This window comes from Pseudoalteromonas sp. GW168-MNA-CIBAN-0100 (assembly GCF_040309225.1).
Classification (GTDB): Bacteria; Pseudomonadota; Gammaproteobacteria; order Enterobacterales; family Alteromonadaceae; genus Pseudoalteromonas; species Pseudoalteromonas arctica.
This window is the reverse complement of the sequence record NZ_JBEOOL010000015.1, coordinates 63054-78188: the sequence shown is the minus strand read 5'-3', so window position 1 is coordinate 78188 and position 15135 is coordinate 63054. Positions and strand designations below refer to the sequence as shown.

Here is a 15135-nt window from a genome sequence, read left to right as displayed (position 1 = left end):
TTTCCTTAGTTCAATCGCAGATGTAGCTCTTGAACTGACGTCACTTTGCTGCGGTCATCTGCTTTATTAGCAGTACAGTTAGCGAATGCCGCGTTCAAGGTTGTCGTATAGTTGGTTTTATTTTGCAATGCACCACGACGTAACACCTTCGAATCTTCGATCGCTTGGCGACCTTCGGTGGTATTAACGATATAGCTGTACTCTTTATTCTTGATATAATCAAGAATATGCGGGCGGCCTTCATATACTTTGTTTACACGTCGTACTTCAATGCCAGCTTCTTCAAGAGCTTGTGCCGTGCCACCAGTTGCGTCAAGTTCAAAACCTAAGTCGGTCATGATTTTGGCTAATTCAACAATACGTGGCTTATCGCTATTACGAACAGATAATAGCGCGCGACCACCGCGTGGTAAAGTGTTGCTTGCACCTAATTGTGCTTTTGCGAATGCTTCGGCGAAAGTATCACCAACACCCATCACTTCACCTGTTGAACGCATCTCAGGACCACGGATTGGATCCACACCCTGAAACTTAGCAAATGGTAAAACAACTTCTTTAACGCTGTAGTAAGGAGGGATCACTTCTTTAGTAATACCTTGGCTTGCTAAAGACTGCCCAGCCATACAACGTGCAGCTACTTTTGCAAGCGCCACACCGGTTGCTTTTGATACAAACGGTACAGTACGTGCAGCACGCGGGTTAACTTCAATTAAGTACACTTTGTCTTCTTTAACTGCAAACTGTGTATTCATCAAGCCAACAACACCAAGTTCAAGCGCCATGTCGGTTACTTGCTTGCGCATTACGTCTTGCACTTCTTGTGATAAAGAATGTGCTGGTAATGAACAGGCTGAGTCACCCGAGTGAACACCCGCTTGCTCAATGTGCTCCATAATACCGCCGATAATTACTTGCTCGCCGTCACAAATTGCGTCAACGTCAACTTCAATCGCGTTATCTAAGAAACGATCCAGTAATACAGGTGCTTCGTTTGATGCTTGTACAGCTTCGGTCATGTAGCGACGTAAATCATCTTCGTCGTATACAATTTCCATCGCACGACCGCCTAGTACATACGACGGGCGTACTACTAACGGGAAGCCAATTTCAACTGATTTAAGTAAGGCTTCTTCGGTTGAAGTTACTGTTGCATTTTCTGGCTGAAGTAAGTTTAAACGCTCAACAAGTTGTTGGAAACGTTCGCGGTCTTCTGCACGGTCAATCGCATCAGGTGAAGTACCAATCACTGGTACGCCATTGGCTTCAAGCTCACGCGCTAGCTTAAGTGGTGTTTGACCACCGTACTGTACGATAACGCCTTTTGGCTTTTCAACACGTACGATTTCGAGTACGTCTTCAAGCGTAATTGGTTCAAAGTATAACCTGTCAGATGTATCGTAATCGGTAGATACCGTTTCAGGGTTACAGTTAACCATAATAGTTTCGTAACCGTCTTCGCGAAGCGCAAGCGAGGCATGTACACAACAGTAATCAAACTCAATACCTTGACCGATACGGTTTGGACCACCACCAATAACCATGATTTTATCACGATCTGTTGGGTTAGCTTCACACTCTTCATCGTAAGTTGAGTACATGTAAGCAGTGTCTGAGCTAAATTCTGCAGCGCACGTATCAACACGTTTGTATACTGGCACGATGTTTAATAAATGACGTTTTTTACGAATTTCAGCTTCAGATACACCTGCAATTTCTGCTATACGCGGATCTGCAAAGCCTTTACGTTTAAGTTTACGTAGGAAGTCAGCATTTAAACCCGCCATGCCTACTTTCGCTATTTTTGCTTCGTCTTTTAAAATGTCTTCTATTTGTACTAAGAACCAGCGGTTAACTTTAGTCAGTTCGTAAACATCATCAACACTCATGCCATGGCGCATTGCATCGGCAATGTACCAAATACGCTCAGCGCCTGGCTCGCGTAGTTCACGAATGATTTTTTCTTTTGCTTTAGGATCATCAAGCGCAACTATCGGATTAAATCCCGTTGCACCCACTTCAAGACCACGTAATGCTTTTTGCAACGACTCTTGTTGGTTACGACCAATTGCCATTACTTCGCCAACTGATTTCATTTGCGTAGTTAAACGGTCGTTTGCACCGGCAAATTTTTCAAAGTTAAAGCGAGGAATTTTTGTAACAACGTAATCGATCGAAGGCTCAAAAGACGCGGGAGTTTTGCCACCAGTAATGTCGTTTTGAAGCTCGTCAAGCGTATAACCTACTGCTAGTTTTGCTGCAATTTTAGCAATTGGGAAACCCGTTGCTTTTGATGCTAATGCAGATGAACGTGATACACGTGGGTTCATCTCAATGATAACCATACGGCCATCTTCAGGATTAATACCAAACTGCACGTTAGAACCACCAGTTTCTACACCAATTTCACGTAATACTGCCATAGAGGCGTTACGCATAATTTGGTATTCTTTGTCGGTTAGCGTTTGCGCTGGTGCAACGGTGATTGAATCGCCAGTGTGAACACCCATAGGGTCAAAGTTTTCAATGGTACAAACAATAATACAGTTGTCGTTTTTATCACGTACAACTTCTGTTTCGTACTCTTTCCAACCAATCAGTGATTCATCAATTAGTAATTCGTTCGTTGGCGATAAATCTAAGCCTCGTTCACAAATTTCTTCAAACTCTTCTAAGTTATACGCCACACCGCCGCCGGTGCCGCCCATAGTAAAAGAAGGCCTGATAATACATGGTAAACCAATGCGCGTTATGATGTCTTTGGCTTCATCCATAGAGTGAGCAATCTCAGCACGAGGACATTCAAGACCAATATTTTTCATTGCTACGTCAAAGCGTTCACGGTTTTCTGCTTTGTCGATTGCATCAGCCGTTGCACCAATTAGTTCAACGCCATGTTTAGCCAATACACCGTGCTTGTCTAGTTCAAGCGCACAGTTTAATGCCGTTTGACCACCCATTGTAGGCAGTACTGCATCTGGCTTTTCTTTTTCAATAATTTTTTCTACCACTTCCCAGTGAATAGGTTCGATGTATGTTGCATCGGCCATATCAGGGTCGGTCATGATAGTTGCAGGGTTTGAGTTAACTAATATAACTCTGTAGCCTTCTTCTCTAAGTGCTTTACACGCTTGAGCACCAGAGTAGTCAAATTCACAAGCTTGACCAATTACAATTGGGCCTGCGCCTAAGATAAGAATGCTTTTTATGTCGGTACGTTTTGGCATTATTACTCCAGTTAAATTAGTGTTTACGCGCTTGCATCAAATCGATGAAGTGGTCAAATAATGGGGCTGCATCGTGCGGACCAGGGCTTGCTTCAGGGTGACCCTGGAAGCTAAACGCAGGTTTATCTGTACGATGAATACCTTGAAGCGTTCCGTCAAATAACGATTTGTGCGTGGCACGAAGCGTACTTGGCAGGCTTGACTCTTGAGCTGCAAAACCATGGTTTTGAGCTGTGATCATAACTACATCGCGGTCTAGGTCTTTAACTGGGTGGTTAGCGCCGTGGTGGCCAAATTTCATTTTTTCTGTTTTAGCACCTGAGGCAAGGGCTAATAACTGATGACCTAAACAGATACCAAAAATTGGTGTGTCGGTTTCTAAAAAGGTTTTAATTGCATCAATAGCGTAAGTACATGGCTCAGGATCGCCAGGGCCATTAGATAGGAAGATACCATCAGGGTTTAAAGCCAGTACGTCAGCGGCAGAGGTTTGCGCTGGTACTACTGTAAGTTTACAGCCACGGTCTACAAGCATACGTAAAATATTACGCTTTACACCGAAGTCGTAGGCAACAACATGAAACTTTTCATCAGCAGCATCAAGGGTTTTAAATCCTTCGCCTAATGTCCAGCTTGATTCGCGCCACTCAAAATTTTCCTTGGTTGAGACAACTTTTGCTAAATCCATACCTTTTAAGCCTGGGAAGGCTTGCGCGGCTTGTAGCGCTTTATTTTCGTCTAGCTCGTCGCCAGCAATAATACACCCGTTTTGTGCGCCTTTATCACGCAAAATTCGAGTTAACTTTCTGGTGTCGATGTCCGCAATACCTAAAATATTACGTTCTTTTAAGTAATCATCTAACGATTGCTCGTTACGAAAATTACTTGCTAGCAGTGGCAAATCACGGATCACTAGGCCTTTAGCCCAAATTTGATTCGCTTCTTCGTCTTCGCTGTTGGTACCCGTATTACCGATATGTGGGTACGTCAAAGTTACGATTTGTTCCGCGTATGATGGATCAGTCAAAATTTCTTGATAACCAGTCATAGACGTATTGAATACTACTTCACCGACTGACATGCCGTCAGCGCCGATTGCAGTACCGCGAAACACTGTGCCGTCTTCTAGGACTAACAGAGCGGATTTAGTCAAGTTAAACCTCCTAACAGTAAAAAACGGGAGTAAGCAATTGCTTAACACCCCGCCAATACCCAGAGGGATCGTCAAAACCAGATTTTTGTGAGCTTAAATTGTTTTACGCAGTCTTAAATGATGCAGATGTAAAGCATTCAACCTTCAATCATTTTTTCTTGCCTAAAACTATTTTTATTCCCACTGAAACCCCGGATTTACTAGCCACTTGGGTATAATTGGAAACACGCATTTAGTAATTTTTGGCAAATTGGCTGCATATTACATTAAGTTAGCTTTTAGGTCTAATATTATTTAGTAAATTGTTACAAACAAGTCACTGTAGGCAAAATTAGACCCAAACAGTTAAAAAAGTAACTAAACTACTTCAGATCTAGTACATCTTGCATATCATAAAGTCCTACAGGTTTATTTTTCAACCAGCTTGCAGCCCTTACAGCACCTAGAGCGAATGTCATTCTTGAACTTGCTTTATGGGTTAATTCGAGTCTTTCGCCCATTGTGGCGAAGTACGCGGTGTGTTCACCTACTATATCGCCCCCTCTTAGCACTGAATAGCCAATTTCATTTTGCGATTTAGCTGTCTCCACTTGGCTTCGGTCGTATACGGCAACCTCGTCGTGGTCCCAGCCTTTAGCCTGTGCAATTGATTCGCCAATGGCTAATGCTGTGCCCGATGGCGCATCGATTTTATGACGATGATGCGTTTCAAATATTTCAATATCTAAATCGTCACCAAATTTGGTCGCTGCGGTTTGCACAAGGTTCAGTAATACATTGACTCCAACACTGTAGTTTCTAGCAAACACAATAGGAATATGCTTAGCGGCATCGTGTAAAAGTGCCATATCGTCGCTTGTTAAACCCGTTGTACCAATAACCATAGGGATTTTTTGTGCTACAGCGGTTTTTAAATGGTTTTTCATACCAGCGGGAAGCGTAAAGTCGATTAAAACATCTACATTATCTATTGTGGTTTCTTCGCTAAAGCTAACACTGTTATCGGCTGCGCTATTTACTTGATTTACATTAATACCTAATAACGATGAACTGCTACGAACGTATGCACCTGTAAGTTGTGTTTGCTCTTTAATTGTCGCTGCTTCTAATAGAGCTAAGCCCATTCTGCCATTAGCACCAAAAACGCCTATTCGATTTGTAGTCATTGTTTTTACCTAATTTAAATTTGAATCCGTTTTTTACTAATCTGAGTATATATCCGGAGCATTGCAAATACGCGCTTGGGCATTTTTATGCAGTTGGACAAATATTAATCGCTGAAAATAGCGTTACTTTGTAGATATTATCTAAAAGTCATGCAATAGTCAGGTGACCTTTTAATTTAATAATAATAACAATACCAGTTTACTTTAGCCATCTATACATTTAAACTTCTCTTTCGCGTCGATTTGGTCTTTGGCTTGCGGGCGCTGCACTCTCCTAATTTTGTTAATGATTAACATAGTAGGTAGATTTGCTAAATTCAGCTAAAAGAGGAATTTTTGGCTGTTGTAAATTAACTGGTTTCGAGGATTATGATGCAGCCATCATTTAACAAAAACAAAGCAATACTTTCTTTACTACCCCTTTTAACCTTTGTAGCACTATTTTTGGGCTCTGGTTTATATTTACAATCGCAAGGGGTTGACTACGCTTTTTATCAACTTCCTGCTCCAGTGGCTATATTACCCGCCATTATGCTTGCGTTTATTTTAAATAAAGGCACAGTAAACGAGTGTGTAGAGACCTTTATTAAAGGTGCCGGACACAACAATATTATTACCATGTGTTTAATTTACTTACTTGCAGGTGCGTTTTCTGCCGTTGCCAGTGCAACTGGTGGTGTAGATGCGGTAGTAAATGCTGGATTATCACTTATTCCTCCTGCGTTATTGCTCCCTGGCTTATTTTTAATTGCAGCGGTTGTATCAACAGCTATGGGGACGTCAATGGGAACAATCGGTGCCATTGGGCCTATTGCTTATGCGGTATCAATTAAAACCGGTATAGATCCAGCATTAATGGCAGGTACGATTGTATCTGGCGCTATGTTTGGCGATAACCTATCAATTATTTCCGACACCACTATTGCAGCCACACGAACGCAGGGCTGTGAAATGAAAGACAAGTTTAAAGAGAATCTTAAAATTGCAGTACCTGCTGCAATACTAACTATTGGCTTGTTGTTTTACTTAACACCTGCAGCACAAGTAGTTGAGACCAAAGATTACGATATTTGGTTAGTACTTCCTTATGCCTTTATTTTAGTGTTAGCAGTTGCTGGCTTGAACGTATTTGTAGTGTTGTTTAGCGGTATTATTTTTGCTGCATTAATGGGCTTTACAGGAAGTTATGAAGGCGCAAGCTTTGTAAAAGATATTTACAAAGGCTTTACCGATATGCAGGAAATATTTTTACTATCAATGTTTATTGGTGGCTTATCTGAATTTATTCGTATTAACGGTGGCCTTGATTTCATTGCCCAAAAAATTCAAGCCATAACTAAAATCATCGCAAAATGGCACCGTAAAGTGGCCGATCAATTAGGTATTGCAGCATTGGTTATGACAAGTAATATGTGTATTGCCAATAATACCGTATCAATTATTGTTGCTGGCCCTATTGCTAAAAAACTAGCAGATGACGGTGAAATAAGCGGTAAACGTTCAGCTAGTTTGCTAGATATTTTTGCTTGTGTAACACAGGGTTCATTGCCTTATGGCGCACAAGCCTTATTACTGGGCGCTACTTTTAAAATAAGCCCGTGGGAAGTATCAACGTCTTCTTATTACTGTTTTATTTTAGCATTTACGGCGATTACTATTATTTGTTTGCGCCGTAATAAAGCGTAATAAATTGAGTCATTACATGTTGCAGTTTATTAAGTAAGCTGCAACATGTGTTAAATTAGCGATCAACAAATCAATCTCTTCTGCTATAATTGCCGCTTCCGCGTGTCACTAAAATTATAGTTATTAAACAGTTATGAAATTTAAAAAATTACTCCCTTTTATTACCCTTACTTCTCTAGCTTTATCATCGTCAGCTTTCGCTGCCAATTGGAGCAGTACAGCAGTACATATAAATAATGGCAGCCAAAAAAATCCATTCACTGAGCAAGAATCAGACACCACTGTTTACTCGCTTCAACATGCATCGGGCTATGACTACGGCGATAATTTCTTTTTTATTGATTACAGTAAAGACGATATAGATGACGGTTACCAAGATGCTGATTTTTATGGTGAGTGGTACTCAACGGTTAGCTTATCTGCCATCACTGGTAAGCAAATTGGCTCTGGCGCATTATTAGATGTTGGCCTAACGGGCGGTATTAACGTTGCTGGTGATGCAAAAGTAATGAAGTATCTACCAGGTGTAAAATTAAGCTGGGATGTACCTGGGTTTAACTTTTTTCAAACGCTGTTCACAGCCTACATTGACGATAGTGAAGGTGTAGCAAAAGGCGGCGCACCTATCGAAACTAATAGCTGGATGCTTGATGTAGCTTTTGAATATCCTTTCACTATTGGCTCACAAAAGTTTAGCTTTAAAGGCCACGCTGAATACATCGCAGAGCGTGAAGATGAATTTGGTAACGATGTACAAGCTTGGATACTAGCACAGCCTATTTTAGTGTGGGATATGGGTCACGCCCTTCAAATGAAAGAAAACACACTACTGCTGGGAATGGAATTACAATACTGGCACAACAAATTAGGTACTGAAGTCACTGAATCGGTACCACAAATCCATATTGAGTGGACATTTTAAGCTTCAACAATCAGCTCTTTACTCAGTAATAATAAGCGAAGCACTATTTTAGCTTCGCTTTTTTTCGTCCACGTAAAACATTTAATTGAACAGGTTTAAATACTTAGTTATTGTTGTACTTCTTTTTAAGCCAAGCGCTCGCCTTTAATAGGAGTAACTGAATGTCGTCGATTAAAGTTATTTGTTTCTCTACATTATTAGTACTAACAAACAATGCCTTAGCTGGCACTTCTCAAGATACATCCGCCCTTTCTTATGATGCACTATTAAGCAATTACGAATACGACTTTAAGGTAAATTACTTTGCACTTGAGTCGCAAAAACAATCATTAAAAATGGCTTATATTTACTTAAAGCCTACTAAAGCCGGTATGCCTACAGTTACACTTATGCATGGCAAAAATTTTAACGCTGACTACTGGACTACAACCGCTCAGTGTCTGCAATCTTTAGGTTACGGCGTATTAATCCCTGATCAAATTGGTTTTGGCAAGTCGTCTAAGCCAACTAATTACCAGTATTCGTTTGCGACGCTTGCTCATCATACTCACGCGTTAATAGATTCTCTTAATATTAAAGAGTCGATTGTACTTGGGCACTCTATGGGCGGGATGCTAGCGAGTCGTTTTACATTAATGTACCCAAACGCCACTAAAAAGCTAATTTTATTAAACCCTATTGGGCTTGAAAACTACTTGCAGTATGTTGATTACAAAGATACTAATTTTTTCTATAAAAACGAGCTTTCAAAAACACCTGAAGGTGTAAAAAAATATCAGCAAAAAAATTACTACGATGGTAAGTGGAATACAACATATTCAGCCTTAACTGACTTTATAACAGGACAAATACAAGGCCCAGATAAAGAACAAATGGCATGGGTGAATGCAAAAACATACGATATGATTTTCACTCAACCTGTAATAACCGAATTTAAAGATTTAACTGTGCCGGTTAAATTAATTATTGGTACACGCGATAGAACCGGTCCAGGCCGTAACTGGAAAAAAGATGATGTTGATTACGAGCTTGGTCGATACGATAAATTAGGCAAACACGCTGCAACACTTATTCCTGACGCACAATTATTCGAACTAGATAACTTAGGGCACCTGCCGCACATTGAAGATTTTGAACGCTTTAAAAATGTATTACAAAAAGCGCTTACAACTAAATAAAGGTAAGTACTGAATACAAAAACCCCTGTAAGTAATTACTCACAGGGGTTTTTATTTAGTAATTAAACTAAATTATACCAATCTGCTTATATATGGGGTCTATTTAACGTTAAGAAAATTACGCTAGGACTAGGCAAAAATTTTTGTATCTAGTTGTTCTAAATAAAAAATTTTTAACGACGTTATAGTGAAATTTAATTCGTTAAATTGATCAAAGATTTATGCAGGTTGGTATTACAACTTACATTGTGGGTTTTTACCCTGTGCTTTAGCTGTACTTTGCTCACTAAGTGCTTTACTCATTTGTGCCTGTAAGTCTTTAATACGACTGCTTGGCGCTGGGTGAGTTGATAAAAACTCAGGTGTTGTACCACTACCTGCTGCACTCATATTTTGCCAAAGGGTTACTGATTCTTGTGGATTAAAGCCTGCTTCAGCCATTAAATCTAAGCCAATTTCATCAGCTTCTGACTCGTGCGAACGGCTAAATGGCAAAACAACACCATACTGTGCGCCTAAGCCTAGACCCTGCATAATTTCATTACGGTATTGAATGTTACCCATTTCAAGTGCTGCACTACCAAGTTGCATACCGGTATCTAAAATAGAGCTTTGTGAAACACGCTCATTAGAATGATCAGCAATTACGTGCCCTACTTCGTGCCCTAGCACTGTTGCTAGTTGGTCTTGATTGGTGGCTATTTTTAATAAGCCCGTATGAACCCCAATGTAACCTCCAGGTAGTGCAAAAGCGTTAGCAGATTCATCTTCAAATACAACCACTTCCCAATTTTGTGACGCGTATTCTTTTGGTAATACAGCCACTACTTTTTCAGCAATGCAATTTACATATGCATTTGTTTTTGCATCTTTATTAATTGGTTGGTTTTTTTTCATATCTGCAAAACTAGCAGTGCCCATTTCACTCATTTGTTGATCTGAGTAAAGCGCTATTTGAGTGCGTCCTGTTGGTGACGTTTTACAACCGGCTAAAACGGCTGTCGCTAATACTACAAGTACTAGTTTTTTCATGATAATTCTCTTAAGTAATCAATTTTTTATTGCTTGTAGAATAGCAAACACAGTACCAATTTAAAATATTTGCTTTATATACCTTTATACTAAAAAGATGCGATAAGACGATAAACTTAGCAGGCAAACTAAGTTTATCCAAATACAATGCCCTGTTACACTATAGCCCTTGTTTTTAGTGATTGTTGAGTTTACACATGGACGCCTCAGCCTCGTCTTTTAATACCCGTATTTTATTGCCTTTATTAGCCAGTATCGTGGCGATTACTCCTTTGGCTATTGATATGTATTTGCCCGCCATGCTGGTAATTGCAAGCGATTTACAAACTAATATGCCAAATGTACAAATATCGTTGAGTATTTACTTAGCGGGTTATTCATTGGGGATGTTATTTTTTGGCCCTATTGCCGATCAAATTGGCCGCCGTAAGCTCGCACGTATTGGCTTAACCCTATTTGGCGCAAGCTCACTTGCACTCGCATTTACAACCGAAATCCATGCGTTTTGGACTCTTAGAGCAGTGCAAGCATTTACGGGAGCTGCAGCTACCGTAGTCGTACCAGGTATTATTCGCCATATTTATCAGCAAAATACAGCTAAGGGAATGTCGTATGTGTCGATGATCATGATGGTAGCACCGTTAGTAGCCCCCTCTGTTGGTTCGTTTATTTTAGGATTTTCTGTTTGGTCAACCATATTCTTGGTGCTTGCTGGGTATAGCTTTTTTATATTGGCGTTTGTGCAAGTGTATCTAATCGATATTCCTATTCACAAAAACGAAAAAAAGGGGCTCGCTCTATTTTTTGATAGCTATAAAACAGTACTCAGTAATAAAGACGCACGTGCGGATATACTCAGTTCTATGTTTGTATCGTTTGGATTTTTTTGCTTTTTAACCTCAGTACCTTTTATATATTTGGATTTATATGAAGTATCAGAACAATTATTTGGTGTGTTATTTGCGTTTAATGTAATGGCGCTGATGTTTGGTAACTTTTTAAATACGCGAATTGTACCAAGGCTGGGCTCTCGAAAAATGCTCTATATTGGGCTTGTATGTGGGTTTGTATCGGGGCTTGCGCTGTTAACATTTAGCTTATTGCACTTATCACTTTATTATATTGTGGCTGCTATTGCGCCATTAATGATGAGTTTAGGTGTCACTGCAAGTAATGCTGATTCGCTAATATTAATGAAGTTTGAAAGAAACACAGGTACAGCAACGGCCGTAATTGGCACACTTCGTTTTGGTAGTGGTGCATTAGTTGGCCCGCTACTCGCCATTATGCACGCAAAAAGCGCAGTGCCATTTTCAAGTTTAATGTTTAGTGCTGTATTACTCACTATGCTCGTACAGCTAATTCACTATAAAAAAGACAAAAAAAATGCCTCAATATGAGGCATTTTTATCAAAGCTAATAATCTTAAATTAATTAAGCGTCAGCAGCTTTAGAAACCATAACCATTGCAGGGCGTAATAAACGACCATTCAATGTGTAACCTTTTTGCATAACAGCAAGTACTGTATTAGGTGTTACATCGTTACTTGGTTGAATTGACATTGCTTGATGAAAATCTGGATTAAACTGCTCACCTTGTGGGTTTACAATTTCAACACCAAATTTAGAAACAGCGTCATTAAAGCTCTTAACCGTCATATCGATACCTTCAAGCAACGGCTTTAGTGTCTCATTTTCTTTATCAGAAAATTCAATAGCACGTTCAAGGTTATCAATTACAGGTAGCAATTCGTTAGCAAATTTTTCTAGTGCAAATTTATGCGCTTTTTCTACATCTTGTGCGGCACGACGACGAATATTATCTACATCTGCTGCGGCACGAACAACGCCGTCTTTTTGATCAGCAATTGTTTGCTTTGCTGCTTCAAGCTCTGCATATAACATCGCAATTTCTGCTTCAGGGCTTTGTTCTTGTTCTGCATGCTGATCAGCGGCTTCTACTGCTGCTTCTACATCAGCCTGCATTTTAGAAATTTCTTCGTTTAATTCTACTTCTTGCTCAGGGTTTTGTGTCTGCTCAGACATAAAATACGTGCTCCAATTCTTTACAACTGCGGTAATTATGGGGATTGAATAAAAAGATTCAAGAGTTAGATGCCTCAATTAATTTAAATTCTTGAATTATTTCTTCAATCTGCGCTGATTTAGGACAAATTATACAAAAACGGCTTTGATATTCTTGATTTTTAAAGTACGGCACGCTTATTACAATTAATTCATCGCACTCAGTAAAAGGTAATTTTTCGCTATTAAGTACCGATACACCATTTTTAAAAGCAAGCTTATCTTCTACATAATTTAAAAACGAAACACCAATATTTAAACTTTGTTCGCAATCGATTTGTTTGTAGAGGTAATTTTCACCAACAACAATACTATTATCTGAGCCTAATTTTTGGCTTAGTTGTCGCGTCCATTGATTAAGCGAATCATGACAATTTCGAGGCGCTGTATTTGCCATAGCTTGCATACGGTACAAACCTTCCATTAAGGTTTGTTGGCTAAATACAGTATTCAACCACGTGGCAAATTGATAACGAACAGAGTCTGACGAATCATGAGGTTTATCAATACAAATATTGTGACTCTGCCCTGCCCTATCTATTAATAAAATAAGCCAGTCGGTAGAATCAAAATCAAGCACTTCTACTCTAAACACTTGCTGTGAACTGGCTTGAGGTAAACCAACACAACAACATACTTGGTATTTTTGGCTCAAACCATGCGCTAGCTCAACGAGTTGTGACTGCTGTGGTTGCCAATAATTAGCAATATCAGCAAGCACAAAAAATTCGTCAAACCAATAATCAAACCCTTCATTTGTCGGCACTCGCCCTGCGGATGTATGAGGTGAATACAATAAGCCCACTTTTTCTAAGCGAGCCATAGCATTACGAACCGTAGCCGAACACACTGCCATGCCTTTGAGCTTGGCAATTTTTGTTGATGGAACAGGCAAGCCTTCACCATTACAGTACATGTTCATAACAGCTGAAAAAATTTGCTGATCTCGTGGGTTTAGTTTCATGGTATCTACATCTTGTTGCATGAAAGAGATATCGGGGCGTTTAGTTCTTTTTCAAGTCGTGCAGCTAACTCACTGCGAATAAAATTGAAGGTTTATAGTATTGCTATAATCTGTATTTTCAAACACTTCTGTTTTGAGTTACTCTACTATTATTAAATCTCTTTGTGCGTACATTATGGACTCTCCTTTTAACACCATAGGCCTAATTGGCAAACCTAATCACCCGGGAGCCGCTGCTACCCTTCAGCGTTTACATACCTTTTTACTTGCGCTTGGCTTTGAGGTAATAGTAGAAAAACGCACAGGGAGTCAGTTAGACGATATTCCGCATGACAAACTTGTTAAGTTAGTCGACTTAGGTGAACAAGCCGATTTAGCCATTGTTGTAGGCGGTGACGGTAACATGCTTGGCGCAGCACGCGTACTTGCGCGCTTTAACATTGCTGTAATTGGTGTAAATAGAGGCAACCTTGGTTTTTTAACTGATTTAAACCCCGAAGGGTTTGAAGCGAGCTTAGAGCAAGTACTCAGTGGTGAGTATCTTGAAGAAAAACGCTTTTTATTAGAAGTAGAAGTATATCGCCACAACGAATTAAAAAGTGCAAACTCAGCCGTTAACGAAGCGGTACTTCATGCCGATAAAGTAGCGCACATGATTGAATTTGAAGCTTTCATAAATAATGACTTTGTGTTTTCTCAGCGCTCCGATGGTTTAATAGTATCAACCCCGACAGGCTCTACGGCGTATTCACTTTCAGGTGGCGGTCCAATATTAACGCCAGAACTAAATGCTATATCGTTAGTACCTATGTTTCCTCATACCTTATCTAGCAGACCTTTAGTGGTAGATGCCGATAATGAAGTTCGCTTAAAGCTAAGCCTAGAAAATACAGATAGCCTACAGGTAAGTTGCGACAGCCATGTTGTGCTTGCCGTATTACCCGGCGATGAGGTAGTAATTAAAAAAGCGGATAAACAATTGCGCTTAATTCATCCAAAAAATTACTCGTACTACAACGTTTTACGTACAAAACTGAATTGGGGTAGTCGTTTGTACTAATTTTATTGCCAAATTTAGTACTATAAAGCAAAATGGCGACTTAAAATAATAATCAACTAATTTAGGAACGAGTAGCAATGACTTATGTAGTATTCTTTGCTTTACTGCTATTAATTACACTTTTATACAGTTACCTCAAAATTGAGAGTAACCGTAAAAAAGCGATAGAAGCTAGAAAAAAGCTATTTAATGAACGTGTTTCGCATGTAAATACGCGCCTTAAAGCAAAGCTTAATGATCTACTTGATGCTAAAATAATTCGCCCAAAATACGTTCCTCGCATTCAAGCTATTGTAAATAATTTTTTTGTTGTTCAATCACATACAGACGAGAACTTGCAACAGCTTGAAGATACCGCCGACCTACTAATTAATACGTTGTCCAACGAGTTAATTAAAACCAATCAAACAAATATAATTCAACCATTGATCGATAATATACAGTACTTTGTATCTGAGTTGCCCCAGCAAGGAATTTTGTACAATAAGAGTTTTTATATTAATACATTACCTCCCCTCATTGCTCTGCTTAAAACCGAAGAGAGTATACAACCTACTGATATTGTTGATGATCAAATTGATGCATCTTCCCAAACTTCCGATACACAGTTTACTCAAGATGTAAGTGTTGCGTAAATAATAAAAAATTAATTTGCAAAAAACCAA

The 15135-nt window shown here is 39.5% G+C and carries 12 protein-coding genes; 6 read left to right on the top strand and 6 right to left on the bottom strand.

Annotated elements, in window-relative coordinates; translation table 11 throughout:
* Positions 1–5: 5 nt before the first annotated feature.
* The 3 genes from carB to dapB all read right to left on the bottom strand — a co-directional run bounded on the left by carB (position 6) and on the right by dapB (position 5543).
* Entirely contained in the window at positions 6–3224 is a 3219-nt protein-coding gene (gene carB, locus AAEY62_RS11000; protein ID WP_010553418.1) for a carbamoyl-phosphate synthase large subunit, read from the bottom strand.
* 16 nt (positions 3225–3240) lie between these two features.
* Positions 3241–4377 carry a glutamine-hydrolyzing carbamoyl-phosphate synthase small subunit gene (carA, locus tag AAEY62_RS10995; protein WP_007375827.1) on the bottom strand — a complete coding sequence of 379 codons (1137 nt, stop codon included), beginning with the start codon at positions 4375–4377 and terminating at the stop codon, positions 3241–3243.
* Between the two features lie 362 nt (positions 4378–4739).
* On the bottom strand, positions 4740–5543 hold the full coding sequence (gene dapB, locus AAEY62_RS10990; RefSeq protein ID WP_024590844.1) for a 4-hydroxy-tetrahydrodipicolinate reductase: 804 nt from the start codon (positions 5541–5543) through the stop codon (positions 4740–4742).
* A gap of 372 nt (positions 5544–5915) precedes the next feature.
* Here dapB and AAEY62_RS10985 point away from each other — a divergent pair, with 372 nt between their 5' ends.
* The 3 genes from AAEY62_RS10985 (at position 5916) to AAEY62_RS10975 (ending at position 9329) form a co-directional block, all read left to right on the top strand.
* The gene (locus AAEY62_RS10985; RefSeq protein ID WP_024590843.1) at positions 5916–7229 is read left to right on the top strand and encodes a Na+/H+ antiporter NhaC family protein; all 1314 of its coding nucleotides are present in this window, start codon (positions 5916–5918) and stop codon (positions 7227–7229) included.
* Between the two features lie 133 nt (positions 7230–7362).
* A complete protein-coding gene (locus AAEY62_RS10980) occupies positions 7363–8151 on the top strand; it encodes a nucleoside-binding outer membrane protein (protein ID WP_024590842.1) in 789 nt (262 codons plus the stop codon).
* A gap of 161 nt (positions 8152–8312) precedes the next feature.
* Positions 8313–9329, top strand: a complete 1017-nt coding sequence (locus AAEY62_RS10975; RefSeq protein ID WP_024590841.1) for an alpha/beta fold hydrolase — start codon at positions 8313–8315, stop codon at positions 9327–9329.
* A gap of 234 nt (positions 9330–9563) precedes the next feature.
* Here the strand turns inward: AAEY62_RS10975 and AAEY62_RS10970 are convergent, their stop codons facing one another.
* Positions 9564–10361: a M48 family metallopeptidase gene (locus AAEY62_RS10970; RefSeq protein ID WP_024590840.1), complete on the bottom strand. Its 798-nt coding sequence runs from the start codon at positions 10359–10361 to the stop codon at positions 9564–9566.
* 197 nt (positions 10362–10558) lie between these two features.
* Between AAEY62_RS10970 and AAEY62_RS10965 the strand changes: the two genes are divergently transcribed.
* A complete protein-coding gene (locus AAEY62_RS10965) occupies positions 10559–11761 on the top strand; it encodes a Bcr/CflA family efflux MFS transporter (protein ID WP_024590839.1) in 1203 nt (400 codons plus the stop codon).
* A gap of 34 nt (positions 11762–11795) precedes the next feature.
* On the opposite strand, the gene grpE is transcribed toward AAEY62_RS10965, so the two are convergent.
* Together grpE and AAEY62_RS10955 are read right to left on the bottom strand one after the other, a co-directional pair.
* Positions 11796–12407: a nucleotide exchange factor GrpE gene (gene grpE, locus AAEY62_RS10960; RefSeq protein ID WP_007375833.1), complete on the bottom strand. Its 612-nt coding sequence runs from the start codon at positions 12405–12407 to the stop codon at positions 11796–11798.
* A 58-nt stretch (positions 12408–12465) separates the two neighbouring features.
* On the bottom strand, positions 12466–13431 hold the full coding sequence (locus AAEY62_RS10955) for an HrcA family transcriptional regulator (RefSeq protein ID WP_024590838.1): 966 nt from the start codon (positions 13429–13431) through the stop codon (positions 12466–12468).
* A 154-nt stretch (positions 13432–13585) separates the two neighbouring features.
* Between AAEY62_RS10955 and nadK the strand changes: the two genes are divergently transcribed.
* Both nadK and AAEY62_RS10945 read left to right on the top strand, forming a co-directional pair.
* Positions 13586–14470 (top strand): NAD(+) kinase, encoded by an 885-nt coding sequence (gene nadK, locus AAEY62_RS10950; RefSeq protein WP_004335384.1) that lies wholly within the window; start codon positions 13586–13588, stop codon positions 14468–14470.
* Positions 14471–14547: 77 nt separating this feature from the next.
* Positions 14548–15105 (top strand): hypothetical protein, encoded by a 558-nt coding sequence (locus AAEY62_RS10945; protein ID WP_024590837.1) that lies wholly within the window; start codon positions 14548–14550, stop codon positions 15103–15105.
* Positions 15106–15135: the final 30 nt, after the last annotated feature.